The organism is Pseudobdellovibrionaceae bacterium, assembly GCA_023898385.1.
Taxonomy (GTDB): Bacteria; Bdellovibrionota; Bdellovibrionia; order Bdellovibrionales; family UBA1609.
Genome location: CP060220.1, coordinates 653,977 through 679,056 on the forward strand (window position 1 = coordinate 653,977; position 25,080 = coordinate 679,056).

Sequence of the window (25,080 nt, forward strand, 5' to 3'; positions counted from 1 at the left end):
CAATGGCCTCACTGTATTCTGTGGCGCCGTAGCTCTCTTAAGTCATTGGTTGAATCATGTAAATTAGTCAAAGTCCATTTCTGTTTTACTCGATATATAGGAGATTGATAGAAGTTTTACAGTGGGTTCCCAGCTAAGTGGTCAATGCCTTGCCCCATTAGATTTTCATGAGATATTTGCCAAATGGCACATATAGAAATTTCTGGAAACCCAAGGTTTTTTTGAAGATTCCCCAGTGCTAAGTCTGCAAAATATTCTCGAAAGTTATGACTTGAAAATTATATACGGGGCATGTTTTGACAAGATTCTTCTGTGTCGGCTTAATGGCTCGCAGACTGTGCTTAGAGGGCCTGTGTGGGGGGGGGGGGCGGCGGCCCCTTCCTCTCGGGTGAGACCTAGTTTTTGCAGCCGCTTTGCGGCAATTGTGGAGGCGAGGATTGTCACTGAGCCCTCTCAAGGTGTAGGAAAACGCTGCGATTTTAGGGGCTTACAGGGTGTTGCCGTGAGTATGAATTTTGAACCTCAAATGAGGTACTGACGATTTTGGAGAGAGAGGAGTCAGTGATTAGTTATAGGTCTGTTTTCCGGTATTTTGCTTGGAACAGGGCCAAGGTTCGCCGAATCGCCCGTTCGCTTTCTCAGTTGGCAATGCTGCTGAGTTTAGCGTTGATGTGTATCTCAACACCTTCACTAGCGACGACTGAAACAACATCAAACTCCTACTTGGGATTGGGATTGTTGTCGCTGGTTCGTCCGCAAAAGCCATGGTCGGGATATTGGAGTTTGAGTCTTGGTGGTCGATACGAAGAATCGGGTTTAGATCATGTGACGGCCACTTATTTAAGGGCCTCAGCGTTGGTTCGGTATCAGTTAGCCAATCATCTTAAAATTCAAATGCAGGCTCTGGCCAAGGCGAACAGTTCGCAAGCACAGTATAGTTTAAGTGAAGAGCCAGAAGATAAGATCAGCTTCCAAGAATTTGTTGTGAGCTATGATTTGTTTCCCTACACAGAGTTGCAGGCGGGAGCTGTTAGCCAGGAGTATTTGGAAACTCCCATTTTGATATCTGAGAGTTTGGCCTTTCCGGGAGCCCGTTTAAGCTATTCAAGACTTTTTCGCGACTGGCGATTTGATTATCAAATCCAAAAAGTTATTCCCACTTCTCAGTCAACCACCGCTGATCTTTCAGAGCAAGAGGGCATTCCATCTTTGTTCACTCAAAAAATCAAGGGGACATACAACTGGAATGCCGATACAAGAGTGGGTTTTTCTTGGTTAGGGTACCAATTTGATGGGTTGCCGTCACAAGTGGCATTTAACAGCGGATTGCGCGGCAACACCACCAACGGACAATCCTATCCGGCCACTCAGTTTATTGATGGATTTAATGGTGGTGTTATTGCTTTGGATGCGGCCACGGCACTCAATGACAAGTTATCATTGGAGCTTGGCGGATTTTGGATAAGAAACGGGAGTGCTCCAGAAAAAAGCAATCAGGGTCAACAACTTCATCTGGCCTCTTCTTATCGTATACAAAGCTATAGAATTCGCCCTTCTGTGACATGGTTTGTTGTGGAATCCGATGTGACGCCGGCCTACTATGCTTCCGGTGGCTTTGGTCATAACGATCGCTACGGGCAGCAGTGGGATTTGGAAGTGGAATTTGTGGAACTTGGATTTAAGTTGGCCTCTTCTTACGTGAAGTCCGATTTGATCAACCCTGACTCTGTTCGCGATGATTTAGAGGGTTTTAGTGTGATGTTGGAGACCTTAGATGTGCATTTCTAGTCAACAAAAACAGGCCTCTATGTTCGCGGCACTTGTAGCGGCCTTTTTTATTTTATCGGGCTGTTGGCAGCCCAGAGTGAAAAACGTCGATGAGCAGACGCGAAAAGGTCAGTCTCAACAGCCTGTGGCCACCTTTTTTGTTGAAAAGGCCGGTGGATCTAGTCGACCAGGGTTAATCACGGAGTGGGAGCCCTCATTGGCGTCAGCGGTGGATGGGTCTTTGAAAATGGCGGCTCAAGAGCGTCGCACTTTGTGGGAGATTCCTGAATACAAATTTATTACGTTCTACGCTTGTGTGAAATCGACGGCCAATCAGCAACCGCTGCGAACTCAAAAGTTTGTGGTGTCCAATTCTTCTATGGAGTTTGATGTTCAAAGCGACGAGCGAGGTTGTTTTACCTGGACTGAGCCCTATCTGTATTCCATCTACAACGATCCAAAGTACCTTCGAGAAAAGCGCACCATCAAAAACGTAGGCAATGCGCCTGGCGAGCTAGATGTGGAGTTTGCCATAAACCCATGGTTGCTTGATCGAGGTGGTCGGGGTCAGGATGAAGTGGTTTTTTTAAAAGATCAGAATTTACCACAGGGCCTGATCAGCGACACCCCTGTTGTCAGTATGATGTCTGAAAGTAAACAGCTTTGGATGAATGACCTGCAGGCTCATATCATTAACAACAGTGAGGCTTTGCAACACGAGGCAAGCTCAGATGAGGATTTTCACCTTCAGTCAAAGTCCATGGGTATTGGTGGTATTGATATTGAAATGAACCTGGAAATGCGACCTGTGGTGATGCTAAAGGGCATGGATGGTCGCACGAAATCTGAGTCCATTGGGGCCGGTCGGTTTCGAGTGTACGCTTATCTTGTGGCAACAGGAATGGGTGATTGCCGCTGTGAGCGCATGATTCTAACGCCTGGGGCGCCTCCGGCCATTGGTGAAGTGCTGGCTGCTGATGGAAAACTACGGGTGCCGATAAAGGCGAGGATGGCCTATTGGGCTGTGGGCAGCAACGTTGAAGTGGCTATACGGGTGGAGGCTGTGGATACTCCGCCGACCGTGGCCCTTAAATCTTATGAGGGGATTTATAAATTAGGAAGCATTGACAGGCTTGAGGGTGGAGCGCGCCCCTTTTTGAGCGAAGTCACTTACGATGCCAACAAAAGAGCCTCGTTTAATTTTGATCGCTACCTTTCTGAAGCGACAAATAGTGTAAAGGCGCTCAAAGAAGCCCGTGAGGCCTTTAATCTTGAGCCATATATTTTTAAAACCATGGACGTTCGGTTTCAAACCATTCGCACCGGAGAAACAGCGACCACTCGGACTGTGATGTTTCGGGTGAAGACGTGTATTGTGGACAGTCTGACAGGTCGGCCGGTGCGCAATGAAGGGTTTTTTATTGAGCGCATCCGGTATCAGGCGCCAGGCTTAATGGTTCAGCCAGATCCAGATCCGCGAGTGTTGCCAAGAGAAACAGACGATGAAGGCTGTCTCACTTGGATGGATGAACACGTCCATAAGTATTATAAACCGGAACAATATGTGTTCCCAAAGGCGATAATTACCAATCAAAGTGCCCAGCGCCGGTCGCGAAACGAACCGGGAAAAGCTTTCAGCAAAACACTCACTATGGTTGTCAACCCTTGGGATGAGAAATGGACCTTCGGGGCCGATGAGCGAGCGTTGTTGCCTGATTATGTGGAGTCGATCCAGAAACGGGAAAAGACACCTTCAAGATTTTTGCTCTATGAATTTACTTATCAAACCATTCGGTTTTTATACGATATTGATGAATTTATGAACCTTCAGGTGAAAAAGACGGTGCTATTAAAGCTTTATCCGAAGGCTTTGAGGTACAGTAGCATCGTCAATGGTCGTCGGGCCACGGAGCCTCTGCGGGACGGAATTTACTTGATGAAAGTAGCCATGCAAAAAGACTATTTGGATCCTGCCTCCAAAGGTATTCAGATAGTCCGGGAAGGCAATGGCACCCACGAGTATGTGGCAGATCCAGACGTAAACACGGATGAAACTCAAGTGGGAGATTCTCAAGATCGGTACACGACGAAAACCGGTGCTCAAGTGAAAGTGAAAGAGCATATCAGCGTCGTGCAAAAGCTTGTGAGGGTGCAAGATGGCCATATTATTACTCCTGTGGAACTATCCATGCGAGACTTGCGTTTGATGAAAATTCGATCTCAGTTTTTGATTCAACTTGAGACCATCGACGAAGCTCGATTGTTAATGGCCAATGTATTTAATGAAATCACCAACAAAAAAATTGATCAGTTTATGGATCAAATGAAAGAGGACTCGCCAGATCGGAAGGCTTTTGATGAGTGTTTGATTCAAAAAACTCCGGATTTCAAAGATCAGTTGTTGGCGGTGATGGATGAGTTAAAAACCTTCCGAGAAGCTCCGGCTGACGTGAAAAAAACCCTTATGCGAGAAAAGCGCGCGGTTTTGTCTGAACTTATCAAGAGCTTAAGAATGCATCCGGCAAATCGAGAGGTGTGGTCAGAGGATAAAAGTAAGCTTCTTGAAAAGCAAAAAGAATCAAAACTTTTGGGTGAGCCCCTCATTGATGAGAATAAACTGAATGAGCATTATCAGTCGCTCTACATTTGTGATGATATCCTGGCGGAGACCATCAAAAGCCTGACTTTAAATGATTTTACCGTGAATCCGGCCGCACCTGTGATCGATCTAAAATCACTAATTGATTTCGACTCAGGGCTTGATCGCAGAACCTTTGTTGGTCCGATCACGCTCATCCACAACAGTAACCATTCTCATATGCGGCCCACAGACAATCTGGATGAGATTTTTTGCGAAAGTGGAAACGACGGTTGTAATGAGTTGGAATTCGACCCTGATCAAATTGATAATAGTGTTTACGAAGATTCAGAGTTGTTTGGATCGATCAGGCATTTGGTGGACAAAAATGTAGACGACCTGATTGAGCGAAAAAAGCAGATGGTTAAGGATTACTATCGAACTATGACCATCGAGTCGCTGCTTTATAACTTTCTAGATTTTACAAATACTAAATTTGTTTCGCTCGGTGGAGAACATCTAAAAAAATACACTTGTGGACCGCTCTCAAAAGAGAACTTAAAAGATCTGAATTTGAGTGCATGTTTAAAAAAGACCGATGAGAACACAGTTAAAGCCGAGGCCCTTGTTGAAAAATTGAATTCATTCAAAACAAAGACATCTGAAGTGGGTCGCGGGGATCTGGAGAATCTAGTAGAGAATCTGGAGCTATCCCCAGCAATGGGTGATCGGATTTGTCAGTACTTCGCTGATCAGATTGTTGACGACAATATAGGGTTGGTCAAAAAAGATAAGTGGGACTTTTTCAATACGGTCCCACGCTGGCTGAGAAATGAGTTTAAATTTCAGTGCCAGTTGCGAAGAGATAGCTCGAAAAGCCCCTTTTCGATCACGCGAAGGTACAGAGTGGAGCGCACGGGTCGATACAAGTTTAAAGGCGGTAAGTCTATGAATATTAACGTGGGATCTAGCTTTAGCGTGTCCCACGACAGTTCTTATGGATCCAACTTAAGTGGTGGGCTCCCCGCATTTTTAGGCCTTGATCGTTTGTTTGGGGCGAGAGTGGGCTGGACCCGCAGTGAGCGAAGAAGCCATGGTGACGGTGTCAGCGTGTCAGCGCAAACCTTTTTGGTGACCCAGATGGCGGCTTTAGATGTGGAGCTACTAAGATATGAAAAATGTGTGACACTCAGATGGAATGATCAATTTGTGGAAGACTCTCCGCAAGGGCGACGTTTGATCCAGCAGCTAGAGGCGTCTGGCACTCGAAACGATTTTAAAAAACCGGGTCTTTTTATATGCTCGGGAAAAATCATCGATGATAGGCCGCTGCCTGTGGACGAACGCTATTATTATTTCACTCAGCATTTTACCGATGGAGATATGCTGGATCCGGGTGATCTTTATAACCACCCATGGCTTTTGGCATTAAGGGGCGTTCGTGATTTTCGAGCTTTCATTGCGCTCATTAACCAAACCAGTAGCAGTTTATTTACTTTAGACAATCTATTGGGGGCTGATCCGACATTTGCCTCCGAGGAGTGGCCCATAGACAAGCTCAGTGATGTTTATAAAAGTGTGCTGCCCTCCTTCCCAGGTCTATATACGGCCATAGGTGAGGGGCGGAACGACTTCGGCCATCCCGAGTATTTTAATTATCCATGGAACAATTTGCCGGTGGATTCTTTTGCTGATGAGTCTTTTAAAAACAGTTGGGACTTGGTGCCAAGGAGCAACTATTAGTTCTCTTCCGTGAAGAAGAGTTATCTCTCTCCAACTTGGGGGGTCACGATAAATGGGGCGACAACCAGTCGACCACCTTTTGCGTGGCCCCCTGTTTTTTTTGGACAGCGTCCTTTAGGGTTTGTTTCCATTTTTCTATGGGGGGATGATCGTCCAAGGCCTCGCGAATTTTTTTCTCTAGTTCCATGACTGAGTGACACACATTCACGGCCATGAGTGAGCGGGAGGGAGTCAAGGGGTATTGGCTAAACTCCAGTCCTTCGCGATTATTTTTGATGTCGGGCCCCACAAAGGTCATACAGCCTGCAGCCAGTGGCTCCATTATGCTATGGACGCTCCCATTAAATGACCCGCCCACAAAAGCCAAATCTCCAAAAGAGTAAATTTCAGCCAATACACCCACGGTGTCCACAATCAGCACTTCGCCGGGTTTGATCCCATCAGTCTCTGTTGTTTCTGTGTAGAGTCTGAATCTGAGCCCATGTTTTGTGAGCAGAGCTTTGAGGGAATCCAGGTGTTTTGAAGTGGGCTCGTGGGGAGCCATAACCAGATAGAGTTTTTTGTCTTTGATCAGAGACTCAGTGGCTTTCAATAAGTGGGCCTCATCCGCCGGCCAGGTGGAGCCAGCTACTAGAGTGAAAGAAGAAGTGCTTGTTTTGAGAAGCTGATTTTTCACAGGTTTTGCATGTTGTAGTCGATAACTGACTTGGTCATAACGAGTGTCACCGGCCACCTGCACAGGAGTTTTTACGCCCGCTTGTTTGAAGCCTTCACGGTCGCTTTCTGTATTGCAGAAAATGACATCCACTTGGTTGTAGAGCCATTTTTTAAAAAAACTCACTCCGGGAAGCGTTTTTTTGTTTAAATTCTTAGTCGCCGAAAAAAGTCCGGTGGGGACACGGGCGGCATGGCATTGCCTTAGCAATTCCGGCCAGAGATCGGTGCGAGCAATGAGCAAGGCTCTTGGGTGATGATGCCGAATAAAGGCGCGAAGGGGGCCTGGAAAGTCCCAGGGCAGGGGAGTAGCCATATCCACTAAGGGGTCTTTGTGGATGGCCTTTGCGAAGGTGGGAGAAAAGTAGGTCACCATTATCGGAACTGCTGGCTTTTTTCGCTTTAGCTCACGAATGACCGGTTTGGCATATTCAAACTCACCAGAGGCACAGTGAATCCATATGGGGCGAGTATTTTTAGAAAAGTTCAGCCAGGGCAGCTTTCCATTTAAGGGCATTCGCATCTGAATGCCTTTTCTGACTTTATCAAAAAATGGAAATCCCACAAAAAAAGCCAAAGTGACTGCAAAGGGCATCACTAGAAATCGGTGAACAAGAAGAAAGAGTTGACTAGAAATCCACTGAATCAAAGCAATGCCTCCCGGGCTCTTTGAGAAACTTGGTGGGGCGTGAGTTGCCGTAGGCATTTTTGAAATATTTCATTGTGGCATTGGCCTCGTCCATCTTTTGAGCAGGGTTTGCATGAAAGCTCAAGTTCGATCACGTGGGAGGTGGGCTGTGCGGGGTAGCCAAAGGCGGTGGGTCCGATCAGCGCCAGAGTGGGAATATGAAGGTAATCTGCGGCATGCATAATTCCGGTGTCACCACTGATCACGAGATCACATTGGACAATAGTGGCGCAGCTTTCCGACCAATTGAGCTTACCTGCGAGATTCTGAACTTGTGCGGGATATAGTCTGGCCAAGTCAGCACAAAACTCATCAGCTGGACCACCTAAAACTACAAAGCGGCAATCAGGGAGTCGTCTTATGAGTTCAACCCAATGAGACAGCGGCCATCGTTTAAGTGGCCACGCCGCCGACGGGGCCAGAGCGATAAGCGGCGCAGCTGACTTTTCAACCTGAGGGCGGGTCACCCAGGCTGGCCTTGGCGGTGTGGTGATGGGATCGGTAGATTTTAGCCAGGAGTGAAGGGGGCGAATGTACGAATCAGCCCCTTTAAATGGTTTGGGCAGTAGTGACCAATGCCACTTAAAAAGCAGCCAGCGTTGCAGTCGATTTTTAGGGCGCCGGACAAAATTTAATAATCCAAAGGCTCTTCGAAACCATGGCGCAATGACTAAACTTGCAAGATGGGAGCGCAAGTTGCTGTGGGCGTCGTAGACATAGGGAAACTGTTGTTGTTTTAAAACTCGGGCGACTTCAAGCAGAGCCCTAAATCCTGAGCCAGTGGGCACACTCCACACGCGATCAATCTCGGGCTGGGCTTGCAGCCAGGCCGCAAAGTCGGCCCTAGTCAGCCAATGAATTTCGGCATCTGGAAAGTCTCTTTTTAGCCAGCGCACACTTTCCATGCACTGTACGATATCTCCAAAGCTACTGAATCGAATGATTAAAAATTTGTGTTTCATAGTTTTAACGAGCGAGCAGACTAACACAAGTCGGATGGGAGGATCTAGATAAAGGCCCGATCTTTACGCACGCTGCGGCAAAAGATTATTGCAGCGTATCTATCAATTGTTCTTGGCTTCTCAACTTATTGTAAACTATCTATCAGATTGTATGGCAAAACTTCTGTCCACGCTTTTATTGTTGTCATTTTTGATGTTGCAGATGCATGGTCTGGCACACGCAGGGGATTTAGGTGTTGAGCCGGCGGGACATCCCTGTGACATTTGTGAAGTGCAAGCCCATTTGCCTAAAATGGAGCCGCCAGCAGAGGTGTCTCTACCCGAAGTGCCGCTTTTGGCCACAGTCGGCCTGATTTTAACCAAAGACATCGTTGCACCCGGCTTGAACCCAGAATGCCGACTTTCTCGCCCTCGCGCGCCCCCAATTCAAATAGCATTCCTATTTTAGTCGTTTATCAATTGCATATTGCTATTGTCCTGTGGATCGCGGGACGGAAATGATTTTCTAGTGAGGTTTTGTCATGAAATGGATCGTTATGTTTGGGGTTTTGTTTTTAAACACATTTGCTAGTGCAGAGAGCATGAAATCAAGGGGGAAGGCTTTTAATCCCGACATCGGAGTCAATGTGTTGTTCTTAGGTCAGTCATCGGAGCGGGACCGGTCAGAAGATGGAATGGCTTTGCAAGAGGCCGAGTTACAATTGAGCTCTGACGTGGATGCCTACCTTCGAGCCAAAGTGTTACTAGCCATTGAGAAAGAAGCCGGTGAGTTCGGCATTGAGCCGGAAGAGGCTTTTGTTGAAAGTTTACAAATACCAGGTGTCACCTTGAAGGTGGGAAAATCCAAGATGCCATTGGGTAAACACAATCAGCTGCACACCCATGCTTATCCGTTCATTAATGCTCCTTTACAGAATGTGGCTATTTTAGGAGACGAGGGTTTTTCAGAGGTGGGAGTGGGTTTTAGCGGACTGATGCCCTTGCCATGGTACAGTGAGGTTTCTTTGGAGTATGTTCAGGGAGAAAATGCGGATCTATTTAATCCGGCCGAGCGCAATCAAAAAGTTTATGTGACGCATTTTAAAAACCTTTGGGAATGGTCTGATTCGGCCACGTTCGAACTCGGACTCTCTGGCGCCGTGGGAAAAAATGACAGTGATGAGATCACGGACCTTTACGGGGCGGATGTCACATTTAAATGGCGTCCGATTGAAGGAGGAAAGTACACATCTTTTGAGTGGGGGGCTGAGTACTTGGGTAAAAACCGTCGAGGCGTTGCAGACAACGAACTCTCGGGTGTTGTAAGCTATCTGAAGTACCAAATGGCTGAACGGTGGTGGGTGCAGTATCGGTATGATCATTTGGGAATTGTAGATTCAACCGGCGCCGAGCCCACCTATCGTCACACGGCCCTGTTAGGTTTTGTTCCCACTGAATTTCAAGCCGTGCGGTTACAGTATGAATCACTAGATGATAATCAGGCAGAGAAAGAAAATCGCCTCAGCTTACAGTTGAATATTAGTATTGGGGCTCACCCAGCCCATGCGTATTAGTGGAGGGTGTCGAATGATACAATCAATGAGTCGCTTACTTTTGTTAAGCTTGATTTTAGTGCCAGGAAAAGGCCATGCAAAGTTAAAGGTCATGACCACCACAACAAATTTGAAAAGCCTCGTGGAGAGTGTGGGCGGAGATCAAGTAGAGGTGGAGTCTTTTAGCCGTGGAACGCAAGACCCTCACTACATCGAGGCGAAGCCTTCATACATGCTCAAAGCTGCCAAAGCAGATCTATTGGTGTCTGTGGGGCTCGATCTTGAAGTGGGGTGGTTACCGCTGATTGTTCGTGGTTCTCGAAATCCAAAAATACGTGAAGGGGAAAAGGGCCACTTTGTGGCCGGCACCTTCATTGAGACACTAGAAAAGCCATCAGGTGAAATCAGTCGGGCCGACGGTGATGTTCATCCAGAAGGAAATCCTCACTTTCTACTGGATCCAGAAAATGCCGTCATTGTGGGTGAGAAATTAAGAGACAAGCTGGTAGAGTTAGATGTCGCCCATGCAGAGTATTACAAGACAAATTTCGATAGTTTTTCAAGTAAGATGCAAAAACACATAAAAAGTTGGCAGAAGCGTTTGCAAGGCAAAGGGGAGATCCGAGTGATCACCTACCATAAAACCCTGACATACTTTTTTTCTAGGTTTGGCATCAAAAATATTTCCATTTTAGAGCCCAAGCCGGGCATTCCTCCAACGGCTAGCCATATTCTTGATGTGATGAAGAAATCAAAAGAGGCGGGAGTTAAGTTGGCCCTTGTTGAAAATTACTTTGACCCTACCATAGCTAAACGAGTGGCCAAGGATGTCAGTGGCATGAGCGTGAAGGTGGTGCCCGTATCTGTGGGTGGAGAACAGGAGATTTCGTCGTTAGTGGATCTTTATGACAGGCTTGTGGGTGTTATTGAGGATTCCATATGATGGAGGTCATCAATTTTTTTCTGCCCCCCTTTGTTATGTGTTTGGTACTTGTGGGGATCCATTGCTATTTGGGTCTTCACGTTTTGCAGCGGGGTGTGATTTTTGTAGATCTGAGTTTGGCCCAAGTGGCAGGACTTGGATCTACGGTGGCACTCCTTTTTGAAATTGAGCATCACTCCACGGGGAGCTACTTCATCTCACTGGCGCACACTTTTGCCGTGGCGGCACTGTTTGCATGGGCTAGGAAATTTGAAGAAAAGATCTCCCAAGAGGTTTTAATCGGAATAGTGTATGCCTTGGCGTCCGCTTCGGTGGTGTTGGTGGTGAACAACCTCTCTCACGGTGCTGAACATATAAAAGAAATTCTTGTGGGCCACATTTTGTGGGTAACATGGGCGGATGTGATTAAGACGGCGGCCATATATTCGGTTGTAGCCGGTGTTCACTATTATTTTAGAAAAGAACTTTTAGGGGCGAGTTTTGCAGGGCGGTCGAGTAAGAATGCGAAATGGGACTTTTTATTTTTTGCTCTCTTTGGTGTAGTGATCACCTCGTCAGTGGGAGTGGCGGGTATATTGTTGGTGTTTTCATTTTTGATTGTGCCAGCACTGGTAAGCACGTTTTTTCAAAGTGGAATTCGTGGTCGTCTTATCTTCGGCTGGGCTTTTGGTTTTGTTATTAGTATTTTAGGCATGGTGATGAGTTATTTAGGAGATTGGCCGGCAGGGGCCGTTTTGGTGGTGTGTTTTACTGTGGTGCCCCTTCTGCTTTTGCCATTTATGGGCCGGCTGCAGGTGCGGGTAGGGGGTTATTGAGGTTGTTAGTCGGCCGCCTCAAATGAATTGCTAGGGAAGGTCATGGTGCCGGAATGGCAAGCTCATACAGCTGATAGACGCCGTCGACAAATCGATCGGATTTATAATGGAGACTCAGTTCGTCAGCGGCGATTTCGAGCGCAGTGATCTGCTCACCGTCGTGGGTGGTTCGTCCAGAGAGTTTTTTAAGGCCCGTGCCGTCGGGGTTCATGATGTATAGGCTTTGAGCTTTGCCATTTTCGGGATTGGCGATAAATATGATGCGGTCATCGCTAAGTAAATAATGATCGGAGACACTACCATCAATCAACAGGTTTTCGGTCAGATCGACTTCCCCGCTAGCGTCGGTTGGTGCGAAAAACAGTTGGTATCTTCCATTGATGGCGACATCAGCCATGTATATGACGCCTGATGAGTTGCTGAGCCAGTTATAATTTGAGGCGACACTAGCATGACTTGGAAGATTGGCATGCATTTTTGTGCCGCCGGCCACACCATAGTCAGAGACATAAAGTTCATAGACTCCGGCAGTGATGCCGAGAACAGAAAATTTCATTAGATTGGGGCTGAATTTCATTGACTGAAACTGTAGCGAGGCCGTTGTGCTGGTGACGGCCACAAGACTATCGTAGCTGCCGATTGTGAAAGTGTAGATATCTCCTGACAGTACATAGGCCGGCGAAGAACCGTAATAAAGCAAAAAACCTCCAGCGTCGCCCACCTGATTGATGCGTACGCCACTGCCCGCGTTGCCGATCGTGGCTGTGAATAGATCATCGCGACTACTCACTTCAAAATCACCCGTAAAAATAACTGAAGTTGAATCAGATTTGAAAATCATGGAACTCAAGGGATCATAGGTATTGCCGGAGCCCGTTTTTAATTTGACATGATTAGTGCCATCAATATTGGCGGAAAACAGATCACAGTAGGTGGATTCATTTCCTGAAAACACCACTTTTTGACCATCGGGTGAGATGCGAAAGGAGTTGGGTAAATTTGTCACTCTCGGCCCGCCGCTACCGATGTCGGCACTGAGCGGTGTCACGACTGTGGGGTTACTCAAGTCCACCACAAAAAGTTCAGAATATCCAGAATGACCGTCTTGATTGGAAGAATAGACAACTTTGGTTTGATCGGGCGTTAACTTGAACTCATGAGTGTGGTCTCCAGGAGTGAAATTAGAGTTATTCAGTGAAACGGGCCCGCTGCTTCCATCGGTTGGTAACATAAAAAGTCGTCTTCCATCACCGGAGATATCGGCAAGAAATAAAATGTATAGACTGTCGTCAGTCACCTCTGGGAAGTAGATCGCATCTGCAGGAGTAAAGTAAGATTCAAGGTCAATCACCGATCCCGTGTCTGTATTTAAAAAATATTTCTTCCAGTCAAAAAAACTGTTTCCCATACGGATTTCTTTTATTGTATCCGTGTTGCCGAAGGGGTGGATGTTCACGTACGGATAGGAGGCATAAACTTGGGTTTGGCCAGAGGTTTTATTTTGACTTACAAGATCCATGTTGCCGTCGTTATCAATGTCTAGAGCGAAGATCCAAAGGGTGTCGGTTTCAATCTGCATACCTGAGCCGAAATTGATTGACACATCGCTGTCGCCCAATAGTTTTTTGGGATCTGTATAGATAACTAAATCGACCGAGGCGCCCGAAGCATCGGTCACTCGGACGGTGTTTTCGCCAAGGGTGTTGTTGGCTGTGAACACACCGGTAGTGGGTGAGATATTACCACTGCCTTCAATTAAAGCATATTGGTAGGGTGGTTTTCCGCCGGAGACAGCTAAGGTAAGGTTTTCGCCAGGATAGATGGCATTTGTAAGACTCGATACTTGCAGAGGGCCCGGATCGGTACTGGCATTCACCTGCCCACGAATGGAGTTATCGGCCAGCTGGCAGCCGAAAATAGAAAGTGTGAGGCCAAAAACAAGTGACCAGAGGCAACGTGACGGTAACGTTCCATTTTTGTAGGACGACATTTTGCGGTAACGTTCCATTTTTGTAGGACGACATTTTGCCTCCATATTAAGCGCTCCATTAAAATTGATATACTTAGTATCGTCTGATGCGGTGAATAACTTTAGTTATTTTTGCTGTATGCTTTAGGCTTCGGTTGATTTTGTCAGTGAAATGGCGGGAAACGTTGATTTTACTTGAAAAACTCCAAGTCTTCTTGGTGAAATTTAAAGTCTCAAATTAAGAAACACCAAGAAGAACAAGGAGTTAGCAATGCGTCTTAATTTAGATAAACTGCGAAGAGAAGCCAAGAAATTTCGAAAAAAAGATAAGATTCTCACTTTGAGACTACTTGCGTTGATAGAGCTAGCTAAAAGGGAACATTCTGGCAACCTTTCGGACTTAGACTATGAACTTGTGGGTCTGGAAATCGGTAAATCTGGCCGTACTGTTTATCGCTGGAGAAAGAGTTACCTCGAGGGTGGACACAGAAAACTAACGCCAAGAAAGGCACCAGGGCGACAAGCACAGGACATCACTGGCTGGACGGCTTATCACATCAGGCGATGGCGCAAACTCTGTGGTTGGGGCGCTGAGGTGATACAAGCCCACCTCAAACGTTACCTTGGAGTGGAGCTGTCACTGTATCGTATCCATCGGTTTTTGAAGAACGCGGGCCTTGTGGGCTCTAAGAGGCGTGCAAAGCCGGCGTCTAGCCACACCACCGTTGTGAAGGTAGAGTTGCCAGGAGTGCACACGCAGATCGATGTTAATTGGCAAACAACGCTCCTTGAAAACGGCAAGAAGTGTTACGTCTATAACTTCGTTGATCACGCATCGAGGTGGGAGTTTAAGAGGGCCTATGAAGGTTATGGTCACTGGGAGACTGAACGCTTTATGATTGAACTACTAAGAGCAGTGCCTTTTTGGATAACCAGCACTCAGACAGACAATGGCGTGGAATTTACGAATAAATTTGTCTCACGAATCGACGATCCTTTGCCGCATATTTTGGATGAACTATGCGATGAACACGGCATCAGGCACAGACTCATACCTCCAGGAGAAAAAGAGCTTAACGGGCTTGTAGAGCGTTCACACCGCATGGACGATGAAGAGTTGTTCCATCGAGCAAGACCGCAAAACATCGAACAGCTTAATGAATACCTCGAACAGTATTGCCAATGGAAAAACTCTTGGCGGCTCCGAAAAGCTCTCGGATGGAAGTCTGCTAACGAGTACCTCTTGCAGTACCCTCAAGTGCTAAAACCCGGGGCTAAAGAAAAATTATTGGCTGCCGATACCCAAAGTGAGACAACCATGAAGGCAGCCTAAGTCACTGACACCATCAACCGCAGTCTACATTTTTGCTGTATGCTGTATGTTATTTTTGCTGTACAGCTCACTTTTTATGCATCAATTTGAGAATAGCTGCGCCATTGTTGCGGGTCGAAGTTTAAGTGCAGGTGACAAGGAAGTCTTCACAATGCCAAGCCAACGAGATAGTGTCCTCGGTGTTTAAAAGAACACCAAGATCAATTGAAAGCTCTATCGAGTCGTCGAAAAGTGGTTGTTCGCAAGAGTGATAAGTGGTGGCGTCGAGAAAATAAAAATGATCTCCTCGTTGGTGCTCGTCTAAAAACAAACAACAAGGAGACCACTAAATGATTGAGCGAAGTAAAATTACTCTTGTAAGTCGGCGTGATCTTTGGATGTGTATGGTTCTTCGCCTTGGTGAAGATATTGGAAAAGACGACTTAATATTACAGATCGCCTGAGGCCTTCGATCACGATCACCGGTCTTTTCATTTCATGGCATCTGTCTTGCAGCCCCTAAGTGGCATGGACATGTTGTTTATTCTATTAATTTTTCTTTTTCTGGCGCGAAGCTTGGGTGAGTTAGCCAATATTGTAGGGCAGCCCGCGTTGATCGGTGAAATCTCAGCTGGAATACTAATTGGCTTGTTTGCCCGTCACTATGCCGAAATATTTCCTTTTTTGTCTCATATTTCCGAAAACAATGCTTTCACTCTCGTTACAGACCTGGCTATTTTCTTCTTGATGCTTGAGGCCGGCCTTGAAATGGCTCCGAAAGAACTGACTAGCTCTTCTTTGAAATCTATGTCTGTGGCATTTTTTGGAACTGTTCTGCCTCTTGGTCTTGGTTTAGCTTTGGGATCATATTATATTCCTGATTCGCCCTATAAATTGGCACAGGTGTTTTTTGTCGGAATCTGTCTCGCGGTGACAGCAGTGCCTGTGACAATGAAAATACTTGCCGACATTGGACAACAACATACTAGTTTGGGGCGACTGATTGCCTCCGCAGCCATTTATGACGACCTCCTCAGCCTCTTTCTGCTCGCCGCTCTAACCGGCGTTGTTTCGACAGGAAAAATCATCACCTTTGAGCAAATTACTTTGATCATAGGCAACGCAGCTATTTTTGTTGTTATTACTGTTCTGATAGGTCACTTCTTTTATCCGAGATTTTGGAATCAGACTTTTTACAAATTCAAGGGTCGGCAGTTTGATTTTAGTATTCTGTTGTTATTCGGCTTAGCCTTTTCGGCTCTCAGCGAGTTTTTTGGTCTCCACTTTATTATTGGAGCATTTGTAGCGGGTCTGTTTTTTGTCACACCCAAAATAGTTAGTAGTGAACGGCACGAAGACTTGAAGAAGGCAATATCTGGTGTGACAGATGGTTTTTTGACTCCAATATTCTTTGTTTCAGTGGGTTTGCGGTTTAGTTTTGAAGCCATTTGGGAGTTTCCCACATTTGTTGCACTTCTTATCTTTATGGCTTTCATCGGTAAAATTGTCGGGTGCGGAGGAGCAGCGTATTTTGCAGGGTTTAAACGAAACGAGGCTTTTGCCATAGGTTTTGGTATGAATGCCCGAGGTTCAGTGGAGCTCATTGTTGTAGATGTCGCACTCAGGGCGGGAATTCTCACTAATCCAGTTCCTACGCCACCACTGGTGAGTCAGCTTTTCTCGGCAGTTGTGACAATGGCTTTGGTGACCACGCTTGTTACTCCTTTTGCATTGAAGCGGCTTCTGCAAGAAAAGGATGTTGCAGAACGTATCTAGGTGTAACTATCTGTTGATAGTTAAGTCTTTGTTTGCTGCCGCGTTACTTTTGTTGAGTCTAGGAAATAAACAAATACTTTTGACCCAATCTATGCCAAGATGTGCTACTGGCACCAAAGGCTACCATGGGAAAAAAGAAAATTTTATCGAGGAATGAAAAGTCTCCACTAAAATCTGAAAGGATTCAAAAGCAAAACCCCGAGTCTAACGATCAGGGTGAGGGTTCGAGCGATGCCCAGTCATTGTCATTTCCCGTAGTCGGCATCGGAGCTTCAGCTGGCGGGTTTGATGCTGCCTCCGAACTGTTTAAACGGCTTCCGGAGAAAACCGGAATGGCCTTTGTTTTTATCCAACACCTTGATCCAAATGCTTCAAGCAATCTACCAGAAATGCTTTCTTATACGACAAAAATTCCAGTGACGGCGATTTCTAATGGAATGCTTCTTAAGCCAAATAATATTTATGTGATGGTTCCAAACACCTTCATTCAGTTGGAAAAAGGAGCCTTTAAAGTGACTTCTCGCGATGAAGTTCCAAAGGCTGAATATCTGCCCATTGATTGTTTCTTGTGTTCGTTAGCACAAGAGCAAAAAAATCTGTCCGTCGGTGTTATTCTTACAGGCTTGGGCTCAGATGGATCAGAAGGCATCAAGGCCATTTGTGCAGAGGGTGGATTTACCTATGCACAAGATGAAGCTTCAGTAGCTTACGCGAGTATGCCCAGAAGAGCGGTTGCAACGGGATGCATCGATTTGATTCTGCCAGCTGAAAAGATCGCTGAAGAACTCGAACATTTGTCCAAACACCCACCAGTAAAACATGAACTGAATTTCGTGCAGGAGCTGACTAAAGCCAAAGAAAATCTTCACGAAATAATTGCAGGACAAGAAGCAGCCAACGAGGAACTTGAATCTTTCAATAAAAAAATTCTCTCAAGCAATGAAGAATTGCAAACCGCAAGAGAAGAGGTCCAGTCGTCCAATAAAGAATTGAGTGCCCTTGTCGAAGAATTGCATTGCCGCAACAGAGAGATCGCTAATATCAATGATGATCTCAATAACATTCTGATTAGCTCTCGCATTCCCGTCGTGATTCTGGATGCTGAGCTCTGTGTTCGACGTTTCACCCAGCCGGCAACAAAGTTATTTCGCTTGGTTTCTGCCGACGTAGGCCGCTCGATTAGAGATATCAAGCTCTCAATTAAGCTTTCTGACCTCGAAGAATTATCGGCAACGGTTGTTGATCTTATGGTGCCTCAGATGAAACAAGTTTGTGACGATGAAGGGTATTGGTATTCGATGAATATTCATCCCTACAGAGCATCCGACAATAAAGTCGACGGTGTCGTCGTCTCATTTGAAGATATTCATGCATTTAAAACGTCAGAATTTGAACGAGAGCGCCTGTTGGCAACGATTATTCGGGATTCTTACGACGCTGTGACGATTCAAGACTCAGTGGGAAGAATCGCTTTGTGGAATAAAGGTGCCAAAAGCATGTACGGCTATAGTGAGTCTGAGGCCGTAAAAATGAATATCCAAGACATCATACCTGAAGGAAAACGTAAAGAGGAATTGGAGTGTTTGCAAAAGGTCATAGGTGGAGGCGTGATCTCGTCTTATGAAACAAAGCGATTGACGAAGGATGGACGCACGTTAGATGTTTGGCTGACGATTACGGCGCTGACAAATGAAAAGGGTGTTGTCGAGTTTGTTGCAACAACTGAACGGGATATTACTGAGCGTAAATATGGCGAGAGAATAAAAGCTTTGTTGGATTCTTCTCCCGCACCCATGGTGATTTCAGATGAGGAGGGAGCTACAGTTCTCGTTAATTTGGCAGCCGAAAAACTTTTTGGATATCAGCATGCTGACCTCGTTGGTAGGAAGACTAGCATTCTGTTTTCCGACATGTGTTACAAAAATGAGGTGAGTTATTTCAAATCACTGCTGGAGCGTCGTCAAAAAAACGGCACACAGGAGATTTATGGAATTTCGAAAGATGGCAAAGAATTTCCGGTGGAAGTCTGTGTTGTCGCCATTGAAATTTCAGGAAAGCAAGTTTTTTCGGCCAGTTTGACCGATCTAACTGAAAGAAAAAAGGTGGAAAAGAACCTTCGGGAGTCAAAGGTGGCCGCAGATTCGGCCAGTCAGGCAAAGACCGATTTTCTGGCCAATATGAGCCATGAAATACGTACACCTTTGGCGGCAATAATAGGCTTTTCAGAGTTACTCACTAACACCTTTTCACCGGCACAGCAAAAAGCTGATTATGCCCTACGGATTCAGAAAAATAGTCATCACTTGAAGCAGCTTATTGACGATATTTTAGACCTTACTAAGATTGAAGCTGGGAAAACGGAAATCGAAAATGTGCGCTTTTCTTTTGTCGAGGAACTGGGCGAGATGTTTGCCACTCTCAAGAGTCAGGCTATGGCAAAAGGCCTTGAATTTATGGCAGATCTTGATGGCACCCTGCCTCTATTTATTGAGTCGGATGATACCCGTTTGCGCCAGATTCTTTTTAACATCATAGGGAATGCTATAAAATTCACTTCACAGGGAAAAATCGAAGTAAGGGTTCGGCTCGAGAATCACACCGCTGATGAAAATTCCGAAAAGAAACTGCTCCCAACCCTCGTGTTTACTGTACAGGATACAGGTAGTGGTATTCCCCCCGAGACGCAAGATAGACTATTTGAACCGTTCCTTCAGGCAACGTCCCCTGCCGCAAAAAAGTATAAAGGCACAGGTCTTGGGTTGACACTATCGCGTAAATTGGCCCGTGCCATGGGAGGAGATGTAACACTTATTGAGAGTTCTCCCGGCCAAGGCAGTACTTTTGTCATTAAAATAGTCCCCGGAGGCATCTATGAACTTTCTGAACCTGCTGAGAGGGAGAATCTAAAGTCTGGAAGTCTTACTGATTTATTGAGAGAGTCGGCTAAAAAATTTGCAGGAGTGCGCATTCTTGTCGCGGAGGACTCAGAGGATCTTCAGAGCCTCATGAGAGCAGTGCTGCAAGGTCTTGGAGCTGAAGTTACTTTCGCTAACGACGGAAGAGAGGCCGAAGACAAAGGTAGACATAGTCACTTTGATTTGATTTTTATGGATGTCCATATGCCTTTCGTGGATGGAAACGAAGTTACCCGTCGACTTCGAAAATCTGGGATAAAAACGCCGATCATAGCTATTACAGCAAGCGCAATGAATGAGGAGCAACAAAAATGTCTTCAATCAGGATGTAATGAATGCCTGCCTAAGCCCTATGAATTTAATCAAATCGTCAGTGTGATTGAGAAATATATCGAGAAGCTTGAAAGTTGATAGACTTTTGAGGTGTTCGATCGCAGTTATATAAATAACAAAGTATGCTGTAGTGACGACCTTATGTGTAGCTCCACATAACTTCATTTGTGGTTAGAGATCTTTTATGTTGCTCTCGCTGGCTAAGTTTATGAATTCACGAGTAAAATGCCTAAGCAACTCCAAATAAGATTGATGGAATAAATGGTTTCCAATAAATTAACCGGCGGTAAAAATGTCAAAAACAAGAAAACGTGAAAGAAAAATTATTAAAGAGTATTGCGCTCGAAGTTGGCCGATCTCGTCGATTAACGGTTTGCTTTTCTCTGTCATGAAGACAGCATGCCACCATCTGCGTCCAGGGTGTAGACGCGAACTACGCAGTGGTTACTTTTATCCTATACAACGCGGAGTATTTTCTGGCCGGGCAGACAGTGAAATTGGGCAGAATCTATCTTAATGGGACCACGTGTGTTACTCCGGTCCACCTGAATACAATGGACAGTTAGCTTTTGGCGGCCAGGCGTCAAGACAGGTGCATTTTTCATAAAAATATTTGACAGCTTTCTCGATGCCCCTAAAAGGCCCACTGCAAAGTTTAATCATCCGAATGCTTAAAAAAGAATACACCATCCTACAGATTGTTGAATGCAGAATCCTTAAAAAAAACTATGTTTGGAGCTCGGGTGTCGGTGCTTTGGAGGCGCCATTTTTATTAAAAAATCGATTGTTGAATTTTACTCGGGCTGGATTTGGTTTGTCCGGCATGGACTTTGCCAAATTTGCTGGAAACTGTTTATTTTTTAATTTTAATAACTTGCTGGGAATTTTTAAAATCAAGATCTACTGGCTCAAAGTAAAAAACCGAGTAGCCAGGGCGCGAAGCCCCAGCCCTCACCGAACCGGACGTGCACGTTGAATGCATCCGGCTCTTTCAACTTAAAACAAGTGTATTTGGACTTGTTTCTGGCGAACTAAATCTGGAATGACTCTAACAGGGCGAAATCCGATCTTCAAACTTCGCAATAGTGGCCATAGCCTGCGCCAAGCCACTGGACGTCGTTGCTGGCGGTACTTGCGTCTGAGGTATCGCACCAAAGCTTTGTGAACAGACCTGACCTCGCGGTAAAATACCCGATTGGCATTGCTGTACCTAAAGTAGTTGGCCCAGCCCAGCCATATCTCCTTTGCTAGCTTGCGAGCCTGCTCCAGAGTGTGGTGGGGCAAAAGCTTTTTCCTTAAGGCCTGATGCAGTTGCTTACGGGCTTTCTCCGAGGGCTGTCTGGCCACCCAAAAACGCTTGGGGTTGTCACGGAATGCTCTTAAGTGGAACTTAAACCCAAGGAAGGTAAATTTGGCGTCATGGTTTCGGCTGCGGTTTTTCATGTTCACCCTGGTGGTCTTTGATCCCTTAAGGGTGAGCTTTACTTCCCGCATCCAGTAGTTGAGCCACTTACTAGCAAGGTCCAGATCCCTCTTTGTTCTGGCCGCGATGACGAAGTCATCAGCGAAGCGAAAAAGATGTATATCCAGTCCTTGCGCTTTCACATCCTCGACTTTCTTATCCAATCCATAGTGGAGGTAAATATTGGCCAGCAGGGGCGACAGGGGGCCACCTTGTGGTGTCCCTTCTGGTGTCGGCTGCCAGGGTTTATTGACCTCTTTAAATCCTGTTTTGAGGATTTGGTGGATAAGATGGAGGATTCTTGGATCGACGATTTGCTCTTTGAGCATGCCAATGAGCTTTTTGTGTGAGACGCGGTCAAAGAAAGACTCAATGTCCGCATCTAGCACGTGGCGATACTTGAAGACCGTGTTTGCCACATCTGCGGCGCAGTCTACGGCTCGTCTATTCGGTCGGAACCCATAGGAGCAAGGCAGGAACTCTTGCTCATAGATAGGCTCTAGTAAAATGAGAAGAGCTGTCTGCACCACCCGGTCTTCGATGTTAGGTATTCCCAAGGGACGCTCTCTGCCATCCGCTTTAGGGATGTAGACTCTGCGGACCGGACCTGGTTGATAGGTCTTCATTTTAAGCTGTTTGGAAAGCTTCGTGGCGTAGGACCATTCCTTACCTTTAAGTTCTTCCACACCCAGACCATCGAGACCGGCAGAGCCGGAGTTATCGATCACCCTTTGTATGGCGTCACATAGTAAGAACGGGTCACACAACCACCTGAAAAGATCCCAGTGTTTGCGCCCTTGTTTTGTTTGAGTTGCCAGTCGGTGTTGCACTCGAATGGTTTGCGGGTGAAGGGACTTGCGCTTCTTCGCCCGGGCGGTATTTGTGTTCATTTTCACTTTCCTCCTTACCTACGAGTGGAACAACGAACTTGCGTTGAACCTGACAACCCCTTCCCCTTATCCTCCTTGAAGTGTAGTGGGCTTTCCCCAGCTTCTGAGTACTATGGGTGTCTCTGACTCCTGCCCTGGCCTCTGTTGCCTTATGTGTTCGGCTTTTGAGTGGGGTGGCTTACCAACCCAGCCACCTCCTGCCAGTCAGGTCTCACCAGTTAACATCATCCTCATACATCCGATCCTACCTGCCCGCACTCTGTGCAAGGAGCCGTCCTTTAAGATGTGATCGCTTTAAGTTCCACGAAGTTAGTGGGGCCTGACGATCACCCAACCAGACACCCTAAAAGATGTAGCCTTCCACGCCACCATACGCTTGGGCACAGACTCAACTTCCTATTAACTCACATTAAGAGTGTTCGTGTTCCTCGGGCCGATAGGTTTGGCTTTCTCAGAGTACCTCCTGATACTTTTCCATCGCAATTTCACCCCCGATGTCACCATCCAAAGGCGGCGATAAGCTTTACCCAGTGGCGTTGGGGCCTTCTGGGACGTTCCCATCCTACTCGTACCGTCCAGGAGGCTAGCCTCCTCGGTTCGCATCACTCTTGTTGCATCCGTGATTTGAGTGGGAAATTTCTTGGTATGAGGAATCGAACCGGCAGGCTTCGCTCCCTCGCCCCCTTGGGGCTCGGTCGCTCGTCTTGCTTCCATGGTTCGTTCTTGATGGTGTCTGTAAGATGTATGTGTCATCTTGGTCATAATGGTGGACGCTACCAACCAATATGCAGAATCCGTCCTCAATCCTCAGTTTTCAATGGAATCAGTAACTTACATTACTTTTCCGACAATTTCAGAGGCCGTCCTCAAGGAAAAATATCTCGAAAAAAGGCTCTCAATGAGGGAAATTGCCAGTGAATTTTCGTCCTCAAAAACTCACATCAGAGACCTGCTTTTAAGGCACAATATTCCGCTCAGAGAGCCTTCAAAATATCACAAAGACCATTCCCGATCTTATGGGAAACGTGTCCTCAATGGGCGAACAATCGACTTTAAAAAGGAACTTCGCACCATAGAGACAATTAAGAAAATGCACGAAGAGGGCATGACGGCCAGGGGCATTGCTCGCACCCTCGACACCATGAAGATTCCCACTAAGCAGCAAGGCAAAGGGTGGCATCATCACATGGTCGTAACAATTTTGAAACGAGAAGGGATTTATAAGTCCAAATGTAAACCAGGGGGGAAGAAATGAATACAATCGTCAACCTAATAATGACTATCATGTTTTTGCTTGGCTCCGGCTATGCAGCCAAAGAATTGCTTTTTAATGTCGAAAAAGCGGCAATCAAGCGTATTGACAAGGGCCTTTCCAAGTCAGAGCCGTTTGCTCAAAAGTTGACGGGCAAAAAGTTACCTTTTTAAGTAAACAACTTTCTTGTTAAGAGACTCTTGATCGGAAAGTCAAATTGGCTTGTGCCTTCTTCTCCGATTGAATTAAGAAGATAAAATGCGCCAGCTAAGTTGAGGTCCAGCCTTTTCATTAACTCGTTGCTTGCTCTTAAAGAAGCCCCAGTATCAATGATGTCATCAACAATTAAAAAGTTTTTCCCTTTTGGTATCGTGTTTTTTAAAATGGTCAGTGCCTCTTTTTCATTTTTCCAATTAAAAAACTCTATCTTTTTGTGTTCCATTTTGTCATAGAAGTTTTTGTGTTTACGAATAACGAGAGAGGGTTTTTTATAGAGTTGAGTAGCCATGCCAGCTAAGAAAAATCCCCTTGCTTCTAAAGCAACGAAGCCATCTATATTGTTTACATCAAAATTTATGGCAATTTTTTCTATAGCTTTATTTGATAATTCTGGCTCACACCAAAATCGAACATCTTCTACTCGTCTTTGATTCCATAAGAATAGAGCATCAAATTCTTTATTATCTGTCATGATTTTGTCTCAGCGATAAAGACAAATTCTTTCCCTGGTCGATCTGGAGCATCTCTAATTTCTTTGATGGCATATCCTGACTTTTCAAGTGATTGAATGATGTCTTCTTTTTCACGAAACCGTAATGTTGAATCGGAAGTGATTGCTTCTCCATCAGCTTCAAAAAAATAATTCCAACGAAAACTTACAAATTCATCTGAAACAGAAGTCACTTCGCACCAGCTATTTACAACTCCTATATTTGGCACTTCCAATTTCTTTTCAGTTTTGTCTTTTGTCCAATCAAGCCAGGCTTTTTTAGACGGGTCTCTAACTTCAAAAACAAGATGACCGTTGGTGTAGAGTGCCTTATGTATTGATTTAAGAGTTTGTTCCCAAGATTTATCTTCAAGAAAGACTTGAGCAACATTTCCAGTCATTACTGCTAAATCAACTTTAATCGAAGGAAGGTCAGTAGTATCTCCCAGAATCCACTTCACATTTTCGGTATAAGGTTTCGTCTTCGCCATATTTAAAGATGCTTCGGCTGGCTCTAAGCCAATTACCTCAAATCCGTTTTTGCCAAGGAGACTAGCAAAGCAACCTGTGCCACAGCCGATGTCGAGGATTGAGTTAGCATTTAATTCATTGGCAATTGCTAAGTAATGTTGGAGGTCATCTCGCTGCCCATCAAAACAATCGTAGATATTTACTAACCGTTGATCTTCAAATATTTTATCAGCCATATTTTCTCTCGCC

The 25,080-nt window shown here is 45.7% G+C and carries 17 protein-coding genes; 11 read left to right on the forward strand and 6 right to left on the reverse strand.

What is annotated here, in order from left to right; genetic code table 11:
* Window positions 1-561: 561 nt before the first annotated feature.
* Together H6626_02670 and H6626_02675 are read left to right on the forward strand one after the other, a co-directional pair.
* The gene (locus H6626_02670) at window positions 562-1,788 is read left to right on the forward strand and encodes a hypothetical protein (protein USN48010.1); all 1,227 of its coding nucleotides are present in this window, start codon (window positions 562-564) and stop codon (window positions 1,786-1,788) included.
* Window positions 1,775-6,088: a hypothetical protein gene (locus H6626_02675; GenBank protein ID USN48011.1), complete on the forward strand. Its 4,314-nt coding sequence runs from the start codon at window positions 1,775-1,777 to the stop codon at window positions 6,086-6,088. Before H6626_02670 ends, H6626_02675 begins: the two co-directional genes overlap by 14 nt.
* Before the next feature lie 43 nt (window positions 6,089-6,131).
* Here the strand turns inward: H6626_02675 and H6626_02680 are convergent, their stop codons facing one another.
* Window positions 6,132-7,451 carry a hypothetical protein gene (locus H6626_02680; protein ID USN48012.1) on the reverse strand — a complete coding sequence of 440 codons (1,320 nt, stop codon included), beginning with the start codon at window positions 7,449-7,451 and terminating at the stop codon, window positions 6,132-6,134.
* Window positions 7,448-8,452, reverse strand: coding sequence for a glycosyltransferase family 9 protein (locus tag H6626_02685; protein ID USN48013.1), 1,005 nt, complete (start codon window positions 8,450-8,452; stop codon window positions 7,448-7,450). The genes H6626_02680 and H6626_02685 overlap by 4 nt, the downstream gene beginning before the upstream one ends.
* Before the next feature lie 151 nt (window positions 8,453-8,603).
* On the opposite strand from H6626_02685, the gene H6626_02690 reads away from it, so the two are divergent.
* The 4 genes from H6626_02690 (at window position 8,604) to H6626_02705 (ending at window position 11,742) form a co-directional block, all read left to right on the forward strand.
* Window positions 8,604-8,900 carry a hypothetical protein gene (locus tag H6626_02690; protein ID USN48014.1) on the forward strand — a complete coding sequence of 99 codons (297 nt, stop codon included), beginning with the start codon at window positions 8,604-8,606 and terminating at the stop codon, window positions 8,898-8,900.
* Between the two features lie 73 nt (window positions 8,901-8,973).
* Window positions 8,974-10,005: a hypothetical protein gene (locus tag H6626_02695; GenBank protein ID USN48015.1), complete on the forward strand. Its 1,032-nt coding sequence runs from the start codon at window positions 8,974-8,976 to the stop codon at window positions 10,003-10,005.
* Window positions 10,006-10,018: 13 nt separating this feature from the next.
* Window positions 10,019-10,927: a zinc ABC transporter substrate-binding protein gene (locus H6626_02700; protein ID USN48016.1), complete on the forward strand. Its 909-nt coding sequence runs from the start codon at window positions 10,019-10,021 to the stop codon at window positions 10,925-10,927.
* A complete protein-coding gene (locus H6626_02705; GenBank protein ID USN48017.1) occupies window positions 10,924-11,742 on the forward strand; it encodes a metal ABC transporter permease in 819 nt (272 codons plus the stop codon). The genes H6626_02700 and H6626_02705 overlap by 4 nt, the downstream gene beginning before the upstream one ends.
* A 40-nt stretch (window positions 11,743-11,782) precedes the next feature.
* Here the strand turns inward: H6626_02705 and H6626_02710 are convergent, their stop codons facing one another.
* Entirely contained in the window at window positions 11,783-13,777 is a 1,995-nt protein-coding gene (locus H6626_02710) for a PD40 domain-containing protein (GenBank protein ID USN48018.1), read from the reverse strand.
* A 205-nt stretch (window positions 13,778-13,982) separates the two neighbouring features.
* Here H6626_02710 and H6626_02715 point away from each other — a divergent pair, with 205 nt between their 5' ends.
* The 3 genes from H6626_02715 (at window position 13,983) to H6626_02725 (ending at window position 20,125) form a co-directional block, all read left to right on the forward strand.
* On the forward strand, window positions 13,983-15,044 hold the full coding sequence (locus H6626_02715) for a DDE-type integrase/transposase/recombinase (protein USN48019.1): 1,062 nt from the start codon (window positions 13,983-13,985) through the stop codon (window positions 15,042-15,044).
* Between the two features lie 513 nt (window positions 15,045-15,557).
* Complete coding sequence (locus tag H6626_02720; protein ID USN48020.1) at window positions 15,558-16,799, forward strand: cation:proton antiporter; 1,242 nt, start codon at window positions 15,558-15,560, stop codon at window positions 16,797-16,799.
* Window positions 16,800-16,924: 125 nt separating this feature from the next.
* The gene (locus H6626_02725) at window positions 16,925-20,125 is read left to right on the forward strand and encodes a PAS domain S-box protein (GenBank protein USN48021.1); all 3,201 of its coding nucleotides are present in this window, start codon (window positions 16,925-16,927) and stop codon (window positions 20,123-20,125) included.
* Window positions 20,126-21,043: 918 nt separating this feature from the next.
* On the opposite strand, the gene ltrA is transcribed toward H6626_02725, so the two are convergent.
* Window positions 21,044-22,399 carry a group II intron reverse transcriptase/maturase gene (gene ltrA, locus H6626_02730; protein ID USN48022.1) on the reverse strand — a complete coding sequence of 452 codons (1,356 nt, stop codon included), beginning with the start codon at window positions 22,397-22,399 and terminating at the stop codon, window positions 21,044-21,046.
* An 898-nt stretch (window positions 22,400-23,297) separates the two neighbouring features.
* Between ltrA and H6626_02735 the strand changes: the two genes are divergently transcribed.
* Both H6626_02735 and H6626_02740 read left to right on the forward strand, forming a co-directional pair.
* Window positions 23,298-23,654, forward strand: coding sequence for a recombinase family protein (locus tag H6626_02735; protein ID USN48023.1), 357 nt, complete (start codon window positions 23,298-23,300; stop codon window positions 23,652-23,654).
* The gene (locus H6626_02740; GenBank protein ID USN48024.1) at window positions 23,651-23,824 is read left to right on the forward strand and encodes a hypothetical protein; all 174 of its coding nucleotides are present in this window, start codon (window positions 23,651-23,653) and stop codon (window positions 23,822-23,824) included. The genes H6626_02735 and H6626_02740 overlap by 4 nt, the downstream gene beginning before the upstream one ends.
* Here H6626_02740 and H6626_02745 read toward each other — a convergent pair.
* Both H6626_02745 and H6626_02750 read right to left on the reverse strand, forming a co-directional pair.
* A complete protein-coding gene (locus H6626_02745) occupies window positions 23,821-24,342 on the reverse strand; it encodes a hypothetical protein (protein USN48025.1) in 522 nt (173 codons plus the stop codon). The two genes, H6626_02740 and H6626_02745, sit on opposite strands and share 4 nt — an antisense overlap.
* Complete coding sequence (locus H6626_02750; protein ID USN48026.1) at window positions 24,339-25,067, reverse strand: class I SAM-dependent methyltransferase; 729 nt, start codon at window positions 25,065-25,067, stop codon at window positions 24,339-24,341. The genes H6626_02745 and H6626_02750 overlap by 4 nt, the downstream gene beginning before the upstream one ends.
* Window positions 25,068-25,080: the final 13 nt, after the last annotated feature.

Coding starts and splice junctions, on each gene's coding strand:
- H6626_02705 (USN48017.1), top strand. CDS start 10,924: ATGATGGAGGTCATCAATTTTTTTCTGCCCCCCTTTGTTATGTGTTTG.
- H6626_02740 (USN48024.1), top strand. CDS start 23,651: ATGAATACAATCGTCAACCTAATAATGACTATCATGTTTTTGCTTGGC.
- H6626_02710 (USN48018.1), bottom strand. CDS start 13,777: ATGGAGGCAAAATGTCGTCCTACAAAAATGGAACGTTACCGCAAAATG.
- H6626_02750 (USN48026.1), bottom strand. CDS start 25,067: ATGGCTGATAAAATATTTGAAGATCAACGGTTAGTAAATATCTACGAT.
- H6626_02700 (USN48016.1), top strand. CDS start 10,019: ATGATACAATCAATGAGTCGCTTACTTTTGTTAAGCTTGATTTTAGTG.
- H6626_02720 (USN48020.1), top strand. CDS start 15,558: ATGTTGTTTATTCTATTAATTTTTCTTTTTCTGGCGCGAAGCTTGGGT.
- H6626_02685 (USN48013.1), bottom strand. CDS start 8,452: ATGAAACACAAATTTTTAATCATTCGATTCAGTAGCTTTGGAGATATC.
- H6626_02690 (USN48014.1), top strand. CDS start 8,604: ATGGCAAAACTTCTGTCCACGCTTTTATTGTTGTCATTTTTGATGTTG.
- H6626_02725 (USN48021.1), top strand. CDS start 16,925: ATGGGAAAAAAGAAAATTTTATCGAGGAATGAAAAGTCTCCACTAAAA.
- H6626_02695 (USN48015.1), top strand. CDS start 8,974: ATGAAATGGATCGTTATGTTTGGGGTTTTGTTTTTAAACACATTTGCT.
- H6626_02735 (USN48023.1), top strand. CDS start 23,298: ATGAGGGAAATTGCCAGTGAATTTTCGTCCTCAAAAACTCACATCAGA.
- ltrA (USN48022.1), bottom strand. CDS start 22,399: ATGAACACAAATACCGCCCGGGCGAAGAAGCGCAAGTCCCTTCACCCG.
- H6626_02675 (USN48011.1), top strand. CDS start 1,775: ATGTGCATTTCTAGTCAACAAAAACAGGCCTCTATGTTCGCGGCACTT.
- H6626_02745 (USN48025.1), bottom strand. CDS start 24,342: ATGACAGATAATAAAGAATTTGATGCTCTATTCTTATGGAATCAAAGA.
- H6626_02715 (USN48019.1), top strand. CDS start 13,983: ATGCGTCTTAATTTAGATAAACTGCGAAGAGAAGCCAAGAAATTTCGA.